The sequence below is a fragment of the Tabrizicola flagellatus genome (genome assembly GCF_008271465.1).
Lineage (GTDB): Bacteria > Pseudomonadota > Alphaproteobacteria > Rhodobacterales > Rhodobacteraceae > Tabrizicola > Tabrizicola flagellata.
Genome location: NZ_VMDU01000001.1, coordinates 378539 through 398456 on the forward strand (window position 1 = coordinate 378539; position 19918 = coordinate 398456).

A 19918-nucleotide genomic window follows, 5' to 3' on the forward strand; every position below is an offset into this window, starting at 1 on the left:
GGTGGAAGAATTCTCCGAGTTATTAAGTCATTTACGCGTCCCCACATTCGCTTATCGAACCCATGCACTGATAACACCAGCAAGCGTAGGGTGGGGTTCCACCCCACCATATTCGACCAGAAAGACCCGAGTCTGCGGGGGCAGACCGTCGCAAACGGTGGGGTAAAACCCCACCCTACGCACATTAACCACCCCCTTAACAGACCCCTAACGCCCACGCGCAACCCATTGCGTTCAAAGCATAATCCGAAGATGTCCACCGTGGACAGCCGGAGCCCCTTGCGGCCCCCACCTCACCCCAGCGGCAGGACGACCGAGAACCGGCTCCCCTCGCCCACCACGCTCTCCACCCGCAACCAGCCCCGGTGCCGGCTCACGATGTGCTTCACGATGGCCAGCCCCAGCCCCGTCCCCCCCATCTCGCGCGAGCGGTGGGTGTCCACCCGGTAGAACCGCTCGGTCAGCCGCGGCAGGTGGACCGGGTCGATCCCCTCGCCCTCGTCCGCCACCTCCACCCGCACCGCCGGCCCCCGGACTGTCTCCTCCGGGGTGAGCGTCACCCGCACCACCTGCCCCGCGCGCCCATACTTGAGCGCGTTCTCGACCAGGTTCGTGAAGACCTGCACCAGCTGGTCGCGATCCCCCGGCACCGTCACCGGGTCCCCCACCAGCTCCACCCGGTCCCCCGTCTTCTCCGCCACCCCGCGCAGGGACGAGATCACGCCCTCCAGCAGCGGCTTGAGCGCCACCGGCTCGCGTGGGCGCACCCGTTCCTCGGCCTCGACCCGGGACAGCTGCAACAGGTCGCGCACCAGCCGGTTCATCCGGCCCGCCTCGGCCTCCATGATGCCCAGGAACACCTCCCGCGCCTTGGGGTCGTCCTTCGCGGCATGTTTCAGCGTCTCGATGAAGCCCATCAGCGCGGTCAGCGGCGTGCGCAGTTCGTGGCTGACGTTCGCGACGAAATCCCGCCGCATCTCGCCGGCCTTTTCCTCCTCGGTCACGTCGCGGAACACGCATAGCACCAGCCCCTCGCGCAATGAAGACACGGTGACCTGGAACACCTGCTCCTGCCCCTCGCGGCGCAGCGACATCCGCGCCTCCTGCGGCGGGGTCTCCGGCCCGACCCGGCCGATCGCCTCCAGCACCCCCGGCGCGCGCACGGCGATCGCAGGATGCCGACCCACGATCCCCTCGCCCAGAAGCGCCAGGGCCTGGGCGTTGCAGGCCTGCACCCGCTCGCCATCGCTGATCAGCATCGCCGGCAGGGGCAAGCCGGCCAGAAGCCTCGAGATCTCGACCTCGGTCATGCGCGCATCTCTCCACCCCTGCGTGTATTGCGACCCTTGTCATGCGCAGGAATACCAGTAAATTCCCGGCAGTAAATGTAACGCGGTGCGGAACCGGCCCTTGTCCGGAACAGGGGTCGTCCCCGGCGAAAGTCCTTCTGTCTGACGATTTGGCGGCGCTCACTAGGAGATTGGGGAGTAATGTCGCAAAAGCTCAGGTGCCTGGTGATCGGGATTCCGGAAGCGAGAGCGGCCGAGGGCAGCCTGCGTCCGGAGGAGTTCGCCTCGATACCCTTGGACGAACTGGACGGCTACCTGCCCTTTCCGGCCGCGCTGGAACTGGTCGTTGCCCCGCTGTTCTGCAACACGTTCGACGCGCTGGAGATCATCGAACGGCTGGGGGCGCAGGATTACCGCAAGACCTTGCGTGTGGTGGCGCCGAAACTGCCCAACCGACAGATCGTGCTGCGCGAACTGCGCAGCCATGCGGCCCGGCAGGGCATCACCATCGAACTGGTCGAGGAAGGCTGAGGCGGATCAGACCGGCCTCAATCCGGCCTTGAACCGCCGTGCATTGGCCTGATAGCCCAAGGCCGAAGCCAGAAGCCGCGCCCGCGCGCCTTCGTCCAGTTGGCGAACCACCTTGCCCGGCGCGCCCATCACGAGGCTACCGTCCGGGATCTCCTTGCCCTCGGTGACCAGGGCACAGGCACCGATCAGGCAGCCCTTGCCGATCTTCGCCCCGTTCAGGATCGTCGCGCCCATCCCGATCAGCGTGCCCTCGCCGATGGTGCAGCCGTGCAGAATGGCCTTGTGGCCGATGGTGCAGTTGGCACCGATCACCAGCGGATAACCCATGTCGGTGTGCAGGACGCAGTTTTCCTGCACGTTGGTCCCGGCACCGATGCGGATTTCCTCGTTGTCGCCGCGCGCCTGCGCGCCGAACCAGACCGAGGCATCGGCCTCGACCACCACCTTGCCGATCAGCGTGGCCTCGTCGGCCACCCAGGCCGAGGGGTCGATCGTCGGAGCAATCCCGTCAAGTGCATAGATCATCTGGCCTCGAACTCCTCGTTCAGGCTGCGGACGAAGGCGGACAGGCCGGGCTGGCGTTCGCGCTTCAGCCGCTCGGCGGTGAGGATGGTCTTGAGGCTTTCAAAGGTGCGGTCGAGATCGTCGTTGACCAGCACATAGTCGTATTCGGCCCAATGGCTGATCTCGTCGCGGCTTTTCGCCATGCGGCCGGCGATCACCTCGTCGCTGTCCTGGGCGCGGGCCCGCAGGCGACGCTCAAGCTCGGCGATCGAGGGCGGCAGGATGAAGATCGACACCACATCGCCGCGCATCGCCTGCTTGATCTGCTGGCCGCCCTGCCAGTCGATATCGAAGACCGTGTCGGTGCCCGCCTGCATCGCGGCTTCGACCGGGCCGCGCGGCGAGCCGTAGAAATTGCCGAACACCTCGGCATGTTCCAGCATCTGGCCCTCCGCGACCAGAGCCATGAACTCCTCGCGGCTGCGGAAATGGTATTCGCGGCCGTCCACCTCCCCCGGTCGCGGCTTGCGGGTGGTGGCCGAAACCGAAAAGCGCATCGTCGGATCCCAGGCCATCAGCATCCGGCTCAGCGTCGATTTTCCCGCGCCAGAGGGTGAGGATAGGATAAGGAGTAGCCCGCGCCGCGGTGACTGGTTGGTCATCGGTCATTCCACATTCTGGACCTGCTCGCGCATCTGATCGATGACGGTTTTCAGGTCAAGGCCGATCCGGGTCAGCGCCAGCGACTGTGCCTTGGAACAGAGCGTGTTGGCCTCGCGCATGAATTCCTGCATCAGGAAATCCAGCTTGCGGCCCACCGGGGCGGGATCGGCCACCAGCGCACGGGCGGCGGCGACATGGGCGGTGAGGCGGTCGAGTTCCTCGGTCACGTCGGTCTTGACCGCGATCAGCGCCAGTTCCTGGGCGAGGCGGGTCTCGTCCACCGCATCGGTCGCGGCAAGGACCCGCGCCAGCGCCTCGCGCAAGGCGTCGGCCTGCGTGGCGCTGCGGGTCGCGGTCTCGGCCTGTGCCTCGGCGGTAAGCGCGGCGATGCGGTCCAGCTGGCCCGACAGGACCTGCGCCAGGGCACGGCCTTCGGCGCTGCGCATCGCGACGAAATCGGCCAACAGCGCCGGCAGATCGGCCAGAAGCGCCGCGCGCAAGGGGGCGGTGTCGGTCTCCTGCCCGCCCTGCTCGATCACGCCACGCAGGGTCAGCACATCGGCTGCGGTGGGCTGGCGCAGGGTGACACCCGCCGCGATCGCCGCCGCCTCGACCCGGGCCAGCGAGGCCAGCGCCGCGCCAAGCGCGGCCTCGTTCAGCGGAAAGCCCGCATCCCCGCCCCCCTCCTCCGGCGCGACCTTCAGCGTCAGGCTGACATTGCCGCGCGGGATCGCCTTCTGCAGCTCGGTCCGGATCGCTGCCTCGAGGCCCTCGATCCAGTCCGGCACCCTGAGCCGCAGGTCCAGCCCCTTGCCGTTCACCGACCGCAGGTCCCACACCCAGCCATAGCCAGCCCCGGCACCCCGCCGCGCGGCAAAACCTGTCATCGAGATCATGCGGGCCCCATTCAACCGCCGCGTGCGGTATTTACCATTTGATTAGATTTTCGGCCGAATCTTCGCGATCCGCGCTAGGCTTCCTTCATGGCGCAGCGGACCCTTCCGCTGCAAGACCCGTGCGCCCGGCAGGTGGAGAGTGTGATGACCGCGAGTTTCCTCGACCGTTTCCGTCCCCGCCCCGCGGCGCAGCCCGAGCCGGTGTTCGACGGGCTGGCGCAGGTCCGCGCCTATTGGGAAAGTCTGCGTCGCGACGGCGCAATGCCAGAGCGGGCGGCAATCGACCCAAGAGGGCTGATCGGCGTCCTCGACCGGGTGTTCCTGGCCGAACGGATCGGGCGCGGCCTGGTGCAAGTGCGTATCGCCGGCTCGCGGCTGGCCGACTTTGCCGGCATCGACCTGCGCGGCCTGCCGCTCAGTTGCCTCTTCACCGCCGAGTCGCGGCCCCAGCTTGGCCTGATGGTCGAACGGGCCTTCGCGGCCCCCGCCGTGGTCGAGCTCGACCTCGGCCTAGACCGCGCGCCGGCCACCGGTCTTGTCGCGCGCCTCCTGCTCCTACCGCTGGCCGATGAGGCGACCTGCCGGCCGATACTCGGCGCCCTGGGCTTCGTGGCCGGCGCCCCGGCGCATGGCAAGTTGCAGCTGCAAAGCTGGCGCGACGAGGCGCTGCCCCAGCAATTGCCCGCAATCCCCCCGGCGACCGAACCGGCGCCTGCGCGGCCGATCCGACGCCTCGGTCATCTGGCGCTGGTCCACGTCAGCGACTGACGCCGCCGCCCCATCATGCCCTGCCGCACCCGTTACAGCGCGACGCGCCGAGCGGCCTCGCGGTGCGACGACAGTTCCTCGGCCACCAGGAAGGCCAGTTCCAGCGATTGCGAGGCATTGAGCCGCGGATCGCAGGCGGTGTGGTAGCGGTCGGCCAGGTTCTCGTCCGACACGGCGCGCAGGCCGCCGGTGCATTCGGTCACGTCCTGGCCCGTCATCTCGAAATGCACCCCGCCCGGCACGGTGCCTTCCGCCTTGTGGATGGCGAAGAACTCGCGCACCTCGCGCAGCACGCTGTCAAAGGGCCGGGTCTTGTAGCCCGAGGCCGCCTTGATCGTGTTGCCATGCATCGGGTCGCAGGACCAGACGACATTCGCCCCTTCCTCGCGCACGGTCCTGATCAGCCGCGGCAGGTGGTCGCCCACCTTGCCCGCGCCGAACCGCGCAATCAGCGTCAGCCGGCCGGGTTCGTTCTCGGGGTTCAGCTTGGCCATCAGCACCTTCAGATCCTCGGCCGTGGTCGTGGGCCCGCATTTAAGCCCGATCGGGTTCAGCACGCCCCGGCAGAATTCCACATGCGCGCCGTCCGGCTGGCGGGTGCGGTCGCCGATCCAGATCATGTGGCCCGATCCGGCCACCGGCTGCCCGGTGATCGAATCCACCCGGCACAGCGCCTCTTCGTATTCCAGAAGCAGCGCCTCGTGGCTGGTGTAGAAGTCCACCCGCGACAGCTCGTTCGCGGTGTCGCTGTTCACCCCGGCCGCGTTCATGAAGTCGAGCGCGTCGGAAATGCGGTTCGCCATCTCGCGGTAGCGTTCGGCCTTGTCATGCTCGGCAAAGCCCAGCGTCCAGCTGTGCACCCGGTGGATATCGGCGAAACCGCCGGTCGAGAATGCGCGGAGCAGGTTCAGGCTGGCCGCCGCCTGGGTATAGGCCTGCAGCATCCGGTTCGGATCGGGGATCCGCGCCTCGGGCGTCGCCTCGAAGCCGTTGATGATGTCGCCCTTGTAGCTGGGCAGTTCCACCCCGTTGATGACCTCGGTCGGGGCAGAGCGCGGCTTGGCGAACTGGCCGGCCATCCGGCCCACCTTGATGACCGGAACCTTGGCGGCATAGGTCAGCACCACCGCCATCTGCAGCATCACCCGGAAGGTGTCGCGGATGTTGTCGGCACTGAATTCGGCGAAACTCTCGGCGCAGTCGCCGCCCTGGAGCAGGAAGGCCTTGCCCTCGGCCGCCTGGGCCAGCGCCTTCTTCAGCCGCCGCGCCTCGCCGGCAAAGACCAGCGGCGGATACTTGGCAAGCTGCGCCTCGACCGCGTTCAGCGCCGCCTGGTCGGGATAATCCGGCATCTGGATCCGCGGCTTCGCGCGCCAGGCCGATTTCGTCCATCCCTTGGTCATCCTGCTTCTCCGGTCGGTCATCCAGTCGGCCTGCGATATACGCCCCCGTTTCCGCCTTTGCAAAGGGCGATTGGGCGAAAACCGCGGCTTTCGGCCCTTGCGGAGGGGCGGAAATTGCGGTTCGATGGCCCGCAAACGACACGAACAGGTCGCAGAAATGACGCTTGCGCCGCTCAAGGCAACCCCGACGCAGAAACAGACCGCCGCCCGCAGGTTCGTCTTCGTGCTGCTCGACAAGTTCACCATGATCTCCTTCGCCGGCGCGATCGAACCCCTGCGCCTGGCCAACCGCGTCGCGGGCGAGACGCTCTACACCTGGGTGCTGGCGGGCGAAGGCAGCGAGAAGGCCTGCTCCAACGGTGCGGTGTTCCGCCTCGACATGGGACTGGAGGAGTTGGACCGCGAGGATGTGATCCTGGTCTGCGGCGGGATCGACATCCAGCGCACCACGACGCGGGGGGTGGTGAACTGGCTGCGGCGCGAGGCGCGGCGCGGCGTGACCATCGGCGGCATCTGCACCGGAGGGCACGCGCTGGCCAAGGCAGGGCTTCTCGACGGGAAGAAGGCTACGATCCACTGGGAAAACCAGGATGGCTTCGCCGAGGAATTCGAGGACGTGAAGCTGACCAAGTCGGTCTATGTCATGGACGGCAACCGCTGGACGACGGCGGGGGGCATCTCCTCGATCGACCTGATGCTCAAGATCATCGCCGCCGACCATGGCGAGGATCTGGCCAATACCGTGGCCGACCAGCTTATCTATTCCACCATCCGCACCGACCAGGACACGCAGCGCCTGTCAATCCCGACGCGGATCGGCGTGCGGCATCCCAAGCTCAGCCAGGTCATCCAGATGATGGAGGGCAACATCGAGGATCCGATGTCGCCCGCCGATCTGGCCGAGGAGGTGGGCATGTCCACCCGCCAGCTGGAGCGTCTGTTCCGCCGCTATCTGAACCGCAGCCCCAAGCGGTATTACATGGAACTGCGGTTGCAAAAGGCGCGGAACCTGCTGATGCAGACCGACATGAGCGTTATCAACGTGGCGCTGGCCTGCGGCTTTGCCAGCCCGTCGCACTTCTCCAAGTGCTACCGAAGCCACTACAGCACCACGCCCTACCGTGAACGCGGCACGCAAGGCATTCCCGGCGCCGTTCCGGTCAGGCTGTCGATCTAGGCACCGTGGGAAGAAGTTAAGACCAGGTTAACGCAAATCGACAAGTTATTGTTGGGATGCGTTTTTCTGATTTTTACCACCGTGGACACTACTCCGCCGGTGCGATCCGGTAGGCCGCCCCGTCCAGCACCGACAGGAACCAGATCGACCCGTCCGGCGCCTCGACCACGTCTCGTACCCGGCCGGTTTCCGGGGCACTGATCCGTTCCTCGGCATAGCCCGTTTCGGCGGGGGTGTCCGGGTCCAGCCGGCCGAGGAAATCGCTGTTGAGCGAGCCGAAGAAGATGTCCCCCTTCCACTCCGGGATCAGCTTGCCCGAATAGACCATCAGTCCAGAAGGCGCGATCGACGGGTCCCAGTAATGCAGCGGCTGCTCCATTCCCGGTTTCTCCGTGCCCTCGCCGATCCGGGTGCCGTCGTAGTTCACGCCGAAGGAGATCACCGGCCAGCCGTAGTTCCTGCCCGCATCCGGAGCGTTCAGTTCGTCGCCTCCCCTGGCGCCATGTTCGACGGTCAGGAGCCGGCCCTCCAGATCCAGTGCCGCACCCTGGATATTGCGGTGGCCAATCGAGAGGATGCCGGGCGTCCAGCCCTCGACGGCGACCGCCGGCTTGCCGTCGCGTCGCAGAAGGATCACCTTTCCCGCCGACAGTTTCGGATCCTGCGCCTGCATCCCCTGCGGCCCGGTTCCCCGGTCGCCTGTGGTCAACGCAACCGACCCATCCGGCATCTCGACCAGCCGCGACCCGAAGTGCCGCCCGCCGCGATAGGGCTCGCCGAAAAAGACCACGCGGAAATCCTCCAGCCGCCGCCCGTCCGGCGAGAGCCGCCCGACACCTGCTGCCGTGGCCCCGCCGCCACCAGCAGGCGCAGCGAAGCTGAGCCAGACCTCCCGGGTCCGGTCGAAATCCGCCGGCACCATCACGTCCAGCAATCCACCCTGCCCTTCCGCCATCACCTCGGGCACTCCGGCAATGGGCTGTCCTGCGCCGTCCGCAACCCTGAGCAGCCGCCCCCCGCGTTCGCTGACCAGTGCCGTCCCGTCCGGCAGGAAGGCGATGGCCCAAGGCTCTTCAAGACCTCCGATCACACTGGTGATCGACAGGCCACCCGCCGAGGTATCGACGGTCGATGCGTGGACAGATGGCGCGACCAGCGCCATGACGAGGAGAAGAAGTTTCCGGGTTGCAAACAATCCAAACCTCCGTGGCGCAACTACTGGGTGATCTCGCAGGAGATATAGCATCGTAGTCGCGGGTCGGACCGCCCCTGCCACGAGGATGTGACTTATGGCTTGAAGTCCGAAGAGCCTGCGCCTACCGGTTGGCCATCCGCCTTAACTCCCGGTTTGGCGGCGCTATCTTGCCGACTCCGTGTCGACAAAAAGGGGCTTCCCTTTTGCATGGCGCCTCTCTACGCTCTGCGCCAGGATTTCGATCCAACATGGGAGACACAACCAATGAAGAAACTTCTGCTGGCCGCTTCGGCCTGCGCGCTGATGGCTGGTGCCGCCGCTGCCGAGGACGTGAAGATCGGCATCCTGATCGGTTTCACCGGGCCCATCGAATCGCTGACCGGCCACATGGCCAATGCTGCCGAAGCCGCGATGGCCGAAGTGAACGCCTCGGGCAAGGCCAAGAACACCTATGCCTCGGTCCGCGGTGACTCGACCTGCACCGATGCCGCCGCAGCGACCGCCGCTGCCGAGCGGATGATTACCGCCGAAGGCGTCAAGGGCATCATCGGCGGCGACTGCTCGGGCGTCACCCGCGCTGTGCTGACCAACGTCGCCATGCCGAACGGCATCGTGATGGTCTCGCCCTCGGCCACCTCGCCGGCGCTGACCGCCGACCCGGACAACGGTCTGTTCTTCCGCACCGCGCCGTCGGACGCGCGCGAAGGCGAAGTCATGGCCGACATCCTGGTGGAAAAGGGCGTGAAGTCCATCGCGCTGACCTATTCCAACTCGGACTACGGCAAGGGCCTGGCCGAAGCCATCGCCAATGCCTTCACCGCCAAGGGCGGCGTCGTCACGATCAACGCCGCACATGACGATGGCAAGGCGGACTACTCGGCCGAAGTCGCGGCTCTGGCAGCAGCCGGCGGCGACCTGCTGGTCGTGGCGGGCTATCTGGACCAGGGCGGCAAGGGCATCATCCAGGCTTCGCTGGATACCGGCGCCTTCTCGACCTTCGGCCTGCCGGGCGGCATGGTGGGCGACAGCCTGCCCGCAGCCATCGGCCCGGCACTGGACGGATCCTACGGTCAGGTCGCCCAGTCGGACAGCCCCGGCGCCGCGATCCTTGCCGAGATGGGCAAGGCCAACAACCCTGCCTATGACGCCACTTCGCCCTACACGATGGAAAGCTACGACGCGGCCGCGCTGATCATGCTGGCGATGGAGGCTTCGGGCTCTACCGATCCGAACGTCTACAAGGAAAAGATCATGGAGATCGCCAACGGGCCGGCCGACGGTTCGGGCACCAAGATCCTTCCGGGCGAGCTGGGCAAGGCGCTGGAGCTGATCGCGGCTGGCACCGCCATCGACTATGACGGGGCCTCGGGCGTGACGCTGATCGGTCCTGGCGAATCCGCCGGACGCTACAAGGAGTTCGTGGTCAAGGACGGCAAGTACGAGACCGTCAAGTTCCGTTGATCCGTCCGCGGATCGGATGAAACGGCGCGGCCCGGGAAACCCCCGGGCCGTTGCCCAAGAGAAGGCCGCCGCCATGGGCGAGACGAGCCGCGACAGGGGAAGGACATGATCCGGGTCGAGAAGCTGCACAAGCATTTCGGCGGCTTTCACGCCGTTGACGGCGCATCGCTGGAAATCAAGACCGGCACGATCACCGGCCTGATCGGCCCGAACGGCGCCGGCAAGACGACGCTGTTCAACGTGATCGCCGGTCGCTACCAGCCGACCTCCGGCCACGTCTTCATGGACGGCGAGGACATCACCGGCCTGCCGCCGCACGAGTTGTTCCACAAGGGCCTTCTGCGCACGTTCCAGATCGCGCACGAATTCGGCAGCATGACCGTGCGCGAGAACCTGATGATGGTCCCGCCGCGCCAGACGGGAGAGAAGCTTTGGAACGCGATCTTCTCGCGCGGGGCGGTCGCCGAGGAGGAAGAGCGCATCCGTCAGAAGGCCGACGAGGTGCTGGAGTTCCTGACCATCAGCCACATCGCCGATCAGAAGGCCGGAATGATCTCGGGCGGTCAGAAGAAGCTGGTGGAGCTGGGCCGCACGATGATGGTGGATGCCAAGATCGTCTTCCTGGACGAGGTCGGCGCCGGCGTGAACCGGACGCTGCTGAACACGATCGGCGATGCCATCGTGCGCCTGAACAAGGAGCGCGGTTATACCTTCTGCGTGATCGAGCACGACATGGATTTCATCGCGCGGCTCTGCGATCCGGTGATCTGCATGGCCGAGGGCAAGGTCCTGGCCGAGGGCACGGTGGACGAGGTCAAGAACGACGAACGGGTGATCGAGGCCTATCTGGGCCGGGGCCTTAAGAACAAGCTGAAGGAGGAGGCCGCGCATGGCTGAACCCTTCCTGATCGGCGAGAACATGACCGGCGGCTATGGTGCGGTCGATATCCTGCATTCCTGCACCCTGGCGGTAGAGCCCGGCGAGATCGCGGTGATCGTGGGTCCGAACGGCGCGGGCAAGTCCACCGCGATGAAGGCGGTGTTCGGGATGCTGAAACTGCGCCAGGGCAGCGTCAGGCTGATGGGAGAGGACATCACCACGCTGACGCCGCAGGCTCGGGTGCGCAAGGGCATGGGTTTCGTCCCGCAGACCCACAACATCTTCACCGGCATGACGGTGGAGGAAAACCTCGAGATGGGCGCCTTCATCCGCGAGGACGACACGATCCGCGACACGATGGAGCAGATCTACGGGCTGTTCCCGATCCTGCGTGAAAAGCGTTATCAGAAAGCCGGAGAGCTGTCGGGCGGCCAGCGCCAGCAGGTCGCCGTGGGCCGTGCCCTGATGACCCAGCCGAAGGTCCTGATGCTGGACGAACCGACCGCCGGGGTTTCCCCCATCGTGATGGACGAACTGTTCGACCGCATCATCGAGATCGCCCGCACCGGGATTTCCATCCTCATGGTGGAACAGAATGCCCGTCAGGCGCTGGAGATCGCGGACAAGGGCTATGTGCTCGTGCAGGGCACCAACCGCTATACCGATACCGGCAAGGCCCTGCTGGCCGACCCCGACGTTCGCAAGTCCTTCCTGGGAGGCTGACGATGACCCGCCTTGCGCTTTCGGCCATGCTGGCCCTGATCCCGTCCGTTTCCCTTGCCGGGTTCGAATGCAATATCGACCGCCAATGCGGCGGCGGCACCTGCGAGCCGTTCGCCGGCGATCCGTTCCTGATCCAGGAGGCCGGCGATGTCTGGCGGATTTCCTGGCAGGGCCAGGCCTGGGAAGGCTACCAGACCTCCACGATCGACGCGGGCGGCGAGGTCTCGATCGTGATCCCGCCGCAGAACGGCGTGTCGGGCCTGGTGTCGATCTTTTCCAACGGCGAGATCCTGTTCACCGCCCATGCCATGGGCGACAGCGCGGTGGCCATCACCGGCTCGGGCACCTGCATGGCGGATGGCGGCTGAACGATGACCAAGAATTCCACTGATTGCCGCGTGACCCGATGGACCTTCTGAACGCCCTTACGGCCTTTCTCAACTTCATCGTGGTGCCGGGCCTCGCCTACGGCAGCCAGTTGGCCCTGGGGGCGCTTGGCATCACCCTGATCTTCAGCGTGCTGCGCTTCTCGAACTTCGCCCATGGCGACACGATGGCCTTCGGGACCGCCTTCGTGATCCTCTTCACCTGGTGGTTCCAGTCGATGGGCATCACCGCAGGGCCTCTGCCGACCGCGCTCCTGGCCCTGCCGCTGGGGATCCTGATCACGATCGCGATGGTCCTGGCGACCGACCGGGTGGTCTATCGCTTTTACCGCAAGCAGCGGGCGAAGCCGATCATCGTCGTCATCGTCTCGACCGGGGTGATGTTCGTCATGCACGGTCTTGTCCGCATGATCATCGGAACCTCGGAGCAGAATTTCAGCGACGGGGCGCGCATGCTCCTGAACCCGCAGGATTTCCGGGCCGCAACCGGACTGGCCGAACCCCTGGCGATCAAGACGACGCAGGCGATCTCGGTCGCGGCGGCGGCAATCTGCTGCGTCGCGCTCTTCTGGTTCCTGCAACGCACCCGCACCGGCAAGTCGATGCGCGCCTATGCCGACAACGAGGACCTGGCGCTGTTGTCCGGCATCAACCCCGAGCGCGTGGTGACCATCACCTGGATCGTCGCGGGGGCGCTCGCCTGCATCGCGGGCACGCTCTATGGCCTCGACAAGTCATACCGCGGCGTCGTCTATTTCAGCCTGCTGATGCCGATGTTCGCCGCGGCGATCGTCGGCGGGCTCGGCAGCCCGCTCGGCGCCGTTGTCGGCAGCTTCATCGTCGCCTTCTCGGAACTGATCGTCACCAATGCCTGGCGCAAGATCTTCAGCTATCTGGTACCACCGGACTGGCTGGGAGACGGGCTCTATCAGGCGCTGTCAACCGACTACAAGGTCGCGGTCTCGTTCGGCATCCTGATCATCGTGCTCCTGTTCCGCCCGCAGGGCATCTTCGGAGGCAAGTGACATGGCGCGCTATCGCAACGTCCTGATGTTCGCCGGCGTGGCCATGCTGTTCATCCTCACGGGCATGCTGCAAAGCTGGAACCTGTCACTGAACATCCTGAACCTCGCGCTGTTGTCCTGCATCATGGCAATCGGCGTGAACATCCAGTGGGGCTATGCCGGCCTGTTCTCGACCGGCATCGTCGGGTCGGTCGCGCTGGGGGGGCTGGCGGTGGTTCTGGTCTCGTCCAAGCCCGTGCCGGAGGGCTGGGCGGCCGGCGGGCCGCAGATCGTCGAGGCGCTGGCCTTTGCAGCACTGGCCATCGGCCTGGCTACCTGGATGTACCGGAAGCTGCCCCCCGGCACCGGCCGCACGCTGGGCCTGGCGCTGTATCTGGTGGTCGCCTTCTTCATCTACCGGATGATCCTGGACCCGGCCGTGACCGCGGTCGAGGCGAACAACCCCGCGCAGGCCGGTAACATCGGCGGGCTCGGGCTGAACTCGCTCATCGCCTGGCCGGTGGGCGCGCTGATGGCCGCCGCTGCCGCCTGGGTGATCGGCAAGATCGCTCTTGGCCTGCGCGAGGATTACCTGGCCATCGCGACACTGGGCATCGCCGAGATCATCGTCACCGTGCTGCGCAACGAGGACTGGCTGGCCCGGGGGGTGAAGAACCTGATCGACCTGCCCCGCCCCTGGCCGGTGCCGAAAGAGGTGGACCTGCAGCTCAATCCAGTGTTCCTCGAGCCGGTGGCAGCGATGAACCTCGATCCGGTCACTGCATCCACCATCTTCGTCAAGCTGCTTTACGCCACCATGTTCGGCATCGTCCTGGCGCTGCTGGTCTGGGGGTGCGAGCGCGCCCTGAACAGCCCCTGGGGCCGCATGGTGCGCGCGATCCGCGACAACGAGGTTTCCGCGGCGGCCATGGGCAAGGACGTGAAGTTCCGCCATCTGCAGATCTTCATCATCGGTTCGGCCGTGGTCGGGTTGGCGGGGGCCATGATGACTTCGATGGAGGGCCAGCTGACCCCGCCCTCCTACCTGCCCCTGCGCTTTACCTTCCTGATCTGGGTGATGGTCATCGTCGGCGGGTCCGGCAACAACTGGGGCGCGATCCTCGGCGGTCTGCTTATCGGCTGGCTTTATCTGGCAGTCGAATTCCTTGGGCCGCAGGTGATGGCGGTCCTGACCTCGGGACTGCCGGCCGGGCCGCTGAAGACCCACCTTCAGGACACTGCGTCGCATATGCGGCTTCTTACGCTGGGCGTCGTGCTGCTGGTGGTCCTGCGCTTTGCGCCGAAGGGCCTGATCCCCGAGAAGTGACACAAGCGCAGCCGGGCCACGATCCGGCTGCGACATTTCCTGTCGCAAATCCTCATGCCTTCCGGGCCTCGCCCCGCCATGGTGCGCAAAACCGGATGCGGGGAGGCAAGCTATGAAAACCCATGCGCGCGTGGTGGTGATCGGCGGCGGCGTTGTCGGCTGCTCGGTGCTGTATCACCTGACCAAGCTGGGCTGGTCCGACGTCATGCTGATCGAGCGGTCCGAATTGACCAGCGGATCGACCTGGCACGCGGCGGGCGGGTTCCACACGATAAACGGCGACACCAACATGGCCGCCCTGCAGGGCTATACCATCCGGCTCTACAAGGAGCTGGAGGCCATCACCGGCATGTCCTGCGGCCTGCATCATGTCGGTGGCGTGACGCTCGCCGACAACGAGGCGCGGTTCGAGATGCTGAAGGCCGAACGCGCCAAGCATCGCTACATGGGCCTTGATACCGAAATCCTCGGACCCGAGGAGATCCGCAAGCTGACTGATGGGCTCGTGAATGTCGATGGCATCCTCGGCGGACTGTACGACCCGCTCGACGGCCACCTCGACCCGTCGGGGACGACTCATGCCTATGCCAAGGCCGCGCGGATGGGCGGGGCCGAGATCGTGCTGCACAACCGGGTGCTGGAGACCAACCCGACCAGGGAGGGCTGGGAGGTCGTCACCGAGAAGGGCACCGTCACCTGCGAGCATCTGGTGAATGCCGGCGGCCTCTGGGCACGGGAAATCGGGGCAATGGCGGGGGTTTACTTGCCTTTGTTGCCGATGGCGCACCAATACCTGGTGACGGACGACATCCCCGAGATCATGGAGATCCTGAAGTCGGGCCGCGAGTTCCCGCATGTGATGGATCCGGGCGGGGAAAGCTATCTGCGGCAGGAAGGCCGCGGCCTCTGCATCGGCTTCTACGAGAAACCCTGCGAGCCCTGGTCGGTGGACGGCACGCCCTGGGACTTCGGGCATGAGCTTCTGAACGAGCAGTTCGACAAGATCGAGGACTCGGTCAACTTCGCCTACCGCCGCTTCCCGGTGCTGGAACGGTCCGGCGTGAAGCGGGTGATCCACGGGCCCTTCACCTTTGCCCCGGACGGCAACCCGCTGATCGGGCCGGTTCCGGGACTGCGCAACTACTGGTCGGCCTGCGCGGTGATGGCGGGCTTCAGCCAGGGCGGCGGCATGGGCCTCGCGCTGGCGCAATGGATGATCCACGGCGAGGTCGAACGCGACCCGCGCGGTTTCGACGTGGCGCGCTTCGGGAACTGGACCTCGCCCGGCTACACGGTGCCGAAGGTCATCGAGAACTACCAGATGCGCTTCAGCGTCTCTTACCCGAACGAGGAACGCCCCGCCGCCCGCCCGTTCCGCACCACGCCGATGTATCAGGTCTTCGATGGCATGAACGCGGTCTGGGGCCAGCAATACGGGCTGGAGGTGGTCAACTACCACGCGCTCCCGGGCGAGCCGCGCTATGAGACGCCGACCTTCAAACGCTCGAACGCCTGGGAGGCGACGCGGCAGGAGGTGATGGCGGTGCGCGAGGGCGTCGGCATCAACGAGGTGCAGAACTTCGGAAAGTATCGGGTCACGGGCGCGGGCGCGCGGGCCTGGCTCGACCGGATCATGGCGGGCCGCATCCCGCAGCCGGGGCGGCTGTCGCTGACGCCGATGCTGGCGGAAAGCGGCAAGATCATCGGCGATTTCACCGTGTCCTGCCTCAGCGAGGCCGAATTCCAGCTGACCGCCAGCTACGGCGCGCAGGGCTGGCATATGCGCTGGTTCGATCAACATGCAGAACCTGGCGTAACGGTCGAGAATATCTCGGATTCCCGGTCCGGATTCCAGATCGCGGGGCCCAAGTCTCGCGAGCTTCTGTCCCGCGTCACCCGGTCGGATGTCAGCGCCGAAGCCTTCCGGTTCATGGACGTGAAGCGCATGACCGTGGGCATGGCCAACTGCATCGTGCAGCGCGTGAGCTATACCGCCGATCTGGGCTATGAAATCTTCACCGACCACATGTCGGTCCGCCACCTGTGGGACGTGCTGACGGCGGCCGGCAAGGACCTGGGTCTGCGCCCCTTCGGGATGCGGGCGATGATGTCCCTGCGGCTGGACAAGTGGTTCGGCTCCTGGGGGCGCGAGTTCAGCCCCGACTACACGCCCGCCGAGACCGGCCTTGACCGCTTCATCGCCTGGAACAAGCCCGTGGACTGGATCGGCAAGGCCGCCGCGCTGAAGGAAAAGGCGGAAGGCCCGAAGCGCAGGCTGGTGCCGATCGTGGTCGATGCCACTGACGCCGATGTCGTCGCCTGGGAGCCGATTTGGCTGGATGGGGCGGTGGTGGGCTGGTGCACCTCGGGGGGCTTCAGTCACTGGACCGGCAAGTCGGTGGCGCAGGGCTTCATCCCGGCCGACCGGGTGCAGGACGGGCTGGCGCTGGAGATCGAGATCCTCGGCGAACGCCGCCCCGCGCGGGTGCATCTCGCGCCGCTGTGGGACGACGGCGGCCGGATGCGCGGCTGAGGTCGCATTGACATGCCGGGCGCCCGTGCCAAGCATGCAGGCATGGACCCCACCGTCGCCATTCTGATCCTAGCCGCCGGGGCCTCGACCCGGATGCGTGGTCGGGACAAGCTGATGCAGCCGATCGGCGACCGGCCTATCCTGCGGCGGATCGCCGAGACCGCACTGAAGACCGGGATGCCGGTCTGGGTCACCCTGCCCTCCGACGCCGGGACGCGGCAGGCGGCGCTGGACGGACTGGCGGTTCGCATCGTGCCGGTGCCGGATGCACAGCTTGGCATGTCCCGATCGCTGGTGCGGGGCCTGGGGGCGATCATGGCCGAAGAGCCTGCGATCACGGCCGGACTGATGATCCTGCCGGCCGACATGCCGGATTTCACAACCGAGGCGCTGGATGGGCTGATCCATGCGTTTCGGTCCGCACCGCAGCAGATCTGGCGCGGAAGCACGCCCGAGGGTCAGCCGGGGCATCCGACGATCTTTCCCCGCGATCTCTGGCCCGAGCTTGCGAAGGTGACGGGCGACGAAGGGGGACGGTCGGTCCTTCTCGCCCACCGGGACCGGCTCAGCCTGCTGCCCCTGCCTGGCGTCATGGCCCTTCGCGATCTGGATACGCCAGAGGACTGGGCAGCCTATCTCGGCCGCCCGGTCTGATCAGCGCGACAGGAGGACCTTCGCCTCGTGCGCCTTCAGCGACAGGCGCGCGGCCGGGAATACATCCTCGCCCGCGGCGAGTTCCGGGAACAGATCCAGGACTTCCTCCCGCGCCGCCGCGTCGAGGGCGGACAGGGTGCGCTCGGCCGGCTGGAAGCTTTCCGTCCAGATACCGTCGGACAGCACAATCTCGTGCCGGTCGAACAGGATGTGCACGTAAGTTACCCCTTCGGCCGGCAGCGCGCGGCTGACCTCGGCCAACCCGACCAGATGCTTGGCCGGCACCAGCACCTCGGCCTCGCCGAAATACATCTCGGCCCGCGCCCCTTCGATCAGCAGGCGGTGCTGCGGCGAGAGCAGCATCGACCGGTCAGGCTCGGCAGCACCAAGCGCCCCGGCCGCGATGCGCACGGGCTGCAAGTGGGGAAGCGCCTGCAACTCCGCACGGGACAGGCTGCGCCGGCCGATCCATCGCAGCGGCTGCAAGCCGTTGTCCCGGGTGACGACCAGATCGCCGACGCGCAGATCCTCTACCGCCACCGGCCCCCGCTCGGTCATGATCCGGGTTCCGGCGGTAAAGCAGACGATCACCACGTTCTCGATATCGGTGAAGGTCAGCGTGCCGACGACGGTCACGCCGTCGGGCCCGAAGAAGGTGATCGTCCCGTTCTCCTGGTTGAACGGATCGTAGGTCAGTTCGATCCGGGCCCAGCCGAAGCCGGTGATGTCGACGGTAAGCGTGTCATTGTCGGTACCGCCACTGCCGCCGAAGACGGCTTCGTTCAGCGCGACATCGTTGCGAGCGGGGTTGCCGGTGTAGGCGGTGTTGAAGCCGACGAAGAACTGGTCCTCGTCATCCTCGCCATACATGACGTCGCGGCCAATGCCGCCATACAGCACGTCGCGACCGGTTCCGCCGCTCAGGGTGTCGTTGCCGTCCCCGCCGTAGAGCAGGTCATTGCCGCCGTCGCCCGTCAGTTGGTCGTTGCCGGCATCGCCGTAAAGCGTATCGGCGTCATTGCCACCGAAGAGCGTGTCATTGCCGGTGCCGCCGTACAGGAGATCGGTGCCGTCATTCCCGGCCTGCACGTCATCGCCATCCTCGCCGTGAAGCGTATCGGCGTCATTGCCGCCATAAAGCGTGTCTGCGCCGCTGCCACCATACAGGAGGTCGCGGCCCGCATCACCCGACAGGAAGTCGTTGTTCTCGTCGCCGTAGATGGTGTCGTTGTCGGCCCCGCCATACAGACTGTCGGGTCCATCCTGGCCCGAGATGAAGTCGTTGCCGGCGCCACCATAGATGATGTTGGTGTAGGCGTCGTTCGGATCGAAGCTGAAGCTGTCGAAGCCCACGAGGGTGTCGTCGAAACCCGAGCCGATGATCCCGTCGACGCCAAAACCGGTGTCGCCGGCAGCGGTCCCGTTGGCGCCGATCAGGGCACCGCCGATCAGGCTGACGTTAACTCCGACCCCGGAGTCGGAGTAGTCAACGTAATCGAGACCCTGACCGCCATAGAACAGGTCGGCGATCGCACCGCCTTGCAGCGTGTCGTTGCCCGTCCCGCCGTACAGCGTGTCGACCCCGTCGCCGCCGAACAGCCGATCGTTCCCGTCACCGCCTTCCAGCTGGTCCGCACCGGCATCGCCGTAAAGCGTATCAGCGCCCGCATCACCGAAGAGCGAGTCGGAGTCGTTGCCGCCGAAAATCAGGTCGGCGTCATTGCCGCCATACAGCGTATCGACACCGATGCCCCCGAAGAGGCTGTCCAGACCGTCGTTGCCGAACAGCCGGTCAGCACCGTCGTCACCATAGATCGTGTCACTTCCGGCATCGCCGTAAAGCGTATCGCCATCGTTACCACCGGAAATCAGGTCGGCGTCATTGCCGCCATACAGCGTATCGACGCCGACGCCGCCATAGAGGGTGTCGAGGCCGTCGTTGCCGAACAGCCTGTCGGCGCCGTCGTCACCATAGACCGTGTCGTTTCCGGCATCGCCGTAGAGGGTGTCGCCGTCGTTGCCGCCATACAGGAGATCGGCGTCGTTGCCCCCGTACAGCGTATCGACTCCGACGCCTCCGTAGAGGGTGTCCAGACCGTCGTTGCCAAACAAACGGTCGGCGCCATCGTCTCCGAAAACCCTGTCGTTGCCCGCATCGCCGTACAGTGTGTCGTCCCCGGTGCCTCCGTACAGGAGATCGGCATCGTTGCCACCATACAAGGTATCGGACAAGGCATCGCCCGACAGGACATCCAGACCGTCATTGCCGTACAGCAGATCCGTTCCGTTGCCGCCGTAAAGCGTGTCGTTCGCTGTCAGGCCACGAAGCGTGTCGCTGCCATCATTCCCATAGAACAGATCGTTGAAATTGCCATCGTTGTCGCCGACGATGCTTTCACCGCCACCGCCCCCATAGATGGTCGACATACGCTGCGTCCCCCTGCCTCAGCACAGCACCCTAGCCATCTTTTTTGACCGCTTTCTGTCAAAACCATGCCGGCACTTTGCTAGGACCGGGCAAGTT

18 protein-coding genes are annotated in these 19918 nt (G+C 66.0%); 11 read left to right on the forward strand and 7 right to left on the reverse strand.

Features of this window, described 5'->3' with window-relative positions:
• Positions 1-293 precede the first annotated feature (293 nt).
• Positions 294-1310, reverse strand: a complete 1017-nt coding sequence (locus FL625_RS01850) for a sensor histidine kinase (protein ID WP_149586925.1) — start codon at positions 1308-1310, stop codon at positions 294-296.
• Positions 1311-1490: 180 nt separating this feature from the next.
• On the opposite strand from FL625_RS01850, the gene FL625_RS01855 reads away from it, so the two are divergent.
• Positions 1491-1820, forward strand: coding sequence for a hypothetical protein (locus FL625_RS01855; RefSeq protein WP_149586926.1), 330 nt, complete (start codon positions 1491-1493; stop codon positions 1818-1820).
• Positions 1821-1826: 6 nt separating this feature from the next.
• Here FL625_RS01855 and FL625_RS01860 read toward each other — a convergent pair whose 3' ends face one another.
• Genes FL625_RS01860 through FL625_RS01870 form a run of 3 tightly spaced genes read right to left on the reverse strand, consistent with a single transcriptional unit; the run spans position 1827 to position 3883 of the window.
• Entirely contained in the window at positions 1827-2345 is a 519-nt protein-coding gene (locus FL625_RS01860) for a gamma carbonic anhydrase family protein (RefSeq protein ID WP_149586927.1), read from the reverse strand.
• Positions 2342-2986, reverse strand: a complete 645-nt coding sequence (gene gmk, locus FL625_RS01865) for a guanylate kinase (protein ID WP_149586928.1) — start codon at positions 2984-2986, stop codon at positions 2342-2344. The genes FL625_RS01860 and gmk overlap by 4 nt, the downstream gene beginning before the upstream one ends.
• 3 nt (positions 2987-2989) lie before the next feature.
• Positions 2990-3883 (reverse strand): YicC/YloC family endoribonuclease, encoded by an 894-nt coding sequence (locus tag FL625_RS01870; RefSeq protein ID WP_200833850.1) that lies wholly within the window; start codon positions 3881-3883, stop codon positions 2990-2992.
• A 144-nt stretch (positions 3884-4027) separates the two neighbouring features.
• Here FL625_RS01870 and FL625_RS01875 point away from each other — a divergent pair, with 144 nt between their 5' ends.
• Positions 4028-4651: a PAS domain-containing protein gene (locus FL625_RS01875; protein WP_160147711.1), complete on the forward strand. Its 624-nt coding sequence runs from the start codon at positions 4028-4030 to the stop codon at positions 4649-4651.
• Positions 4652-4683: 32 nt separating this feature from the next.
• On the opposite strand, the gene FL625_RS01880 is transcribed toward FL625_RS01875, so the two are convergent.
• Positions 4684-6054, reverse strand: a complete 1371-nt coding sequence (locus tag FL625_RS01880) for a class II 3-deoxy-7-phosphoheptulonate synthase (protein WP_149586930.1) — start codon at positions 6052-6054, stop codon at positions 4684-4686.
• A 157-nt stretch (positions 6055-6211) separates the two neighbouring features.
• Here FL625_RS01880 and FL625_RS01885 point away from each other — a divergent pair, with 157 nt between their 5' ends.
• Positions 6212-7231 carry a GlxA family transcriptional regulator gene (locus FL625_RS01885; protein WP_149587153.1) on the forward strand — a complete coding sequence of 340 codons (1020 nt, stop codon included), beginning with the start codon at positions 6212-6214 and terminating at the stop codon, positions 7229-7231.
• Between the two features lie 88 nt (positions 7232-7319).
• Here the strand turns inward: FL625_RS01885 and FL625_RS01890 are convergent, their stop codons facing one another.
• Positions 7320-8426: a PQQ-dependent sugar dehydrogenase gene (locus FL625_RS01890; RefSeq protein ID WP_235019278.1), complete on the reverse strand. Its 1107-nt coding sequence runs from the start codon at positions 8424-8426 to the stop codon at positions 7320-7322.
• A gap of 264 nt (positions 8427-8690) precedes the next feature.
• Here FL625_RS01890 and FL625_RS01895 point away from each other — a divergent pair, with 264 nt between their 5' ends.
• The 8 genes from FL625_RS01895 to FL625_RS01930 all read left to right on the forward strand — a co-directional run bounded on the left by FL625_RS01895 (position 8691) and on the right by FL625_RS01930 (position 17394).
• Positions 8691-9887 carry an ABC transporter substrate-binding protein gene (locus FL625_RS01895; RefSeq protein WP_149586931.1) on the forward strand — a complete coding sequence of 399 codons (1197 nt, stop codon included), beginning with the start codon at positions 8691-8693 and terminating at the stop codon, positions 9885-9887.
• 105 nt (positions 9888-9992) lie between these two features.
• Positions 9993-10784 carry an ABC transporter ATP-binding protein gene (locus FL625_RS01900; protein WP_149586932.1) on the forward strand — a complete coding sequence of 264 codons (792 nt, stop codon included), beginning with the start codon at positions 9993-9995 and terminating at the stop codon, positions 10782-10784.
• The gene (locus FL625_RS01905) at positions 10777-11490 is read left to right on the forward strand and encodes an ABC transporter ATP-binding protein (protein ID WP_149586933.1); all 714 of its coding nucleotides are present in this window, start codon (positions 10777-10779) and stop codon (positions 11488-11490) included. Before FL625_RS01900 ends, FL625_RS01905 begins: the two co-directional genes overlap by 8 nt.
• A 2-nt stretch (positions 11491-11492) precedes the next feature.
• Positions 11493-11858, forward strand: coding sequence for a hypothetical protein (locus FL625_RS01910; protein WP_149586934.1), 366 nt, complete (start codon positions 11493-11495; stop codon positions 11856-11858).
• A gap of 38 nt (positions 11859-11896) precedes the next feature.
• Entirely contained in the window at positions 11897-12901 is a 1005-nt protein-coding gene (locus FL625_RS01915; RefSeq protein ID WP_149586935.1) for a branched-chain amino acid ABC transporter permease, read from the forward strand.
• A 1-nt stretch (position 12902) separates the two neighbouring features.
• A complete protein-coding gene (locus FL625_RS01920; protein WP_149586936.1) occupies positions 12903-14207 on the forward strand; it encodes a branched-chain amino acid ABC transporter permease in 1305 nt (434 codons plus the stop codon).
• A gap of 112 nt (positions 14208-14319) precedes the next feature.
• Entirely contained in the window at positions 14320-16740 is a 2421-nt protein-coding gene (locus FL625_RS01925; protein ID WP_149586937.1) for a GcvT family protein, read from the forward strand.
• A gap of 42 nt (positions 16741-16782) precedes the next feature.
• Positions 16783-17394 carry a nucleotidyltransferase family protein gene (locus FL625_RS01930; RefSeq protein ID WP_149586938.1) on the forward strand — a complete coding sequence of 204 codons (612 nt, stop codon included), beginning with the start codon at positions 16783-16785 and terminating at the stop codon, positions 17392-17394.
• Here the strand turns inward: FL625_RS01930 and FL625_RS01935 are convergent, their stop codons facing one another.
• Positions 17395-19821, reverse strand: a complete 2427-nt coding sequence (locus tag FL625_RS01935; RefSeq protein ID WP_149586939.1) for a Hint domain-containing protein — start codon at positions 19819-19821, stop codon at positions 17395-17397.
• Between the last annotated feature and the right edge of the window lie 97 nt (positions 19822-19918).

Bases quoted from the DNA above. Each gene is read 5' to 3' on its own strand.
- FL625_RS01885 (WP_149587153.1), top strand. From the start codon at position 6,212: ATGACGCTTGCGCCGCTCAAGGCAACCCCGACGCAGAAACAGACCGCC.
- FL625_RS01930 (WP_149586938.1), top strand. From the start codon at position 16,783: ATGGACCCCACCGTCGCCATTCTGATCCTAGCCGCCGGGGCCTCGACC.
- FL625_RS01860 (WP_149586927.1), bottom strand. From the start codon at position 2,345: ATGATCTATGCACTTGACGGGATTGCTCCGACGATCGACCCCTCGGCC.
- FL625_RS01850 (WP_149586925.1), bottom strand. From the start codon at position 1,310: ATGACCGAGGTCGAGATCTCGAGGCTTCTGGCCGGCTTGCCCCTGCCG.
- FL625_RS01875 (WP_160147711.1), top strand. From the start codon at position 4,028: ATGACCGCGAGTTTCCTCGACCGTTTCCGTCCCCGCCCCGCGGCGCAG.
- FL625_RS01915 (WP_149586935.1), top strand. From the start codon at position 11,897: ATGGACCTTCTGAACGCCCTTACGGCCTTTCTCAACTTCATCGTGGTG.
- FL625_RS01925 (WP_149586937.1), top strand. From the start codon at position 14,320: ATGAAAACCCATGCGCGCGTGGTGGTGATCGGCGGCGGCGTTGTCGGC.
- FL625_RS01920 (WP_149586936.1), top strand. From the start codon at position 12,903: ATGGCGCGCTATCGCAACGTCCTGATGTTCGCCGGCGTGGCCATGCTG.
- FL625_RS01880 (WP_149586930.1), bottom strand. From the start codon at position 6,054: ATGACCAAGGGATGGACGAAATCGGCCTGGCGCGCGAAGCCGCGGATC.
- FL625_RS01935 (WP_149586939.1), bottom strand. From the start codon at position 19,821: ATGTCGACCATCTATGGGGGCGGTGGCGGTGAAAGCATCGTCGGCGAC.
- FL625_RS01855 (WP_149586926.1), top strand. From the start codon at position 1,491: ATGTCGCAAAAGCTCAGGTGCCTGGTGATCGGGATTCCGGAAGCGAGA.
- FL625_RS01905 (WP_149586933.1), top strand. From the start codon at position 10,777: ATGGCTGAACCCTTCCTGATCGGCGAGAACATGACCGGCGGCTATGGT.
- gmk (WP_149586928.1), bottom strand. From the start codon at position 2,986: ATGACCAACCAGTCACCGCGGCGCGGGCTACTCCTTATCCTATCCTCA.
- FL625_RS01910 (WP_149586934.1), top strand. From the start codon at position 11,493: ATGACCCGCCTTGCGCTTTCGGCCATGCTGGCCCTGATCCCGTCCGTT.
- FL625_RS01895 (WP_149586931.1), top strand. From the start codon at position 8,691: ATGAAGAAACTTCTGCTGGCCGCTTCGGCCTGCGCGCTGATGGCTGGT.
- FL625_RS01870 (WP_200833850.1), bottom strand. From the start codon at position 3,883: ATGATCTCGATGACAGGTTTTGCCGCGCGGCGGGGTGCCGGGGCTGGC.
- FL625_RS01900 (WP_149586932.1), top strand. From the start codon at position 9,993: ATGATCCGGGTCGAGAAGCTGCACAAGCATTTCGGCGGCTTTCACGCC.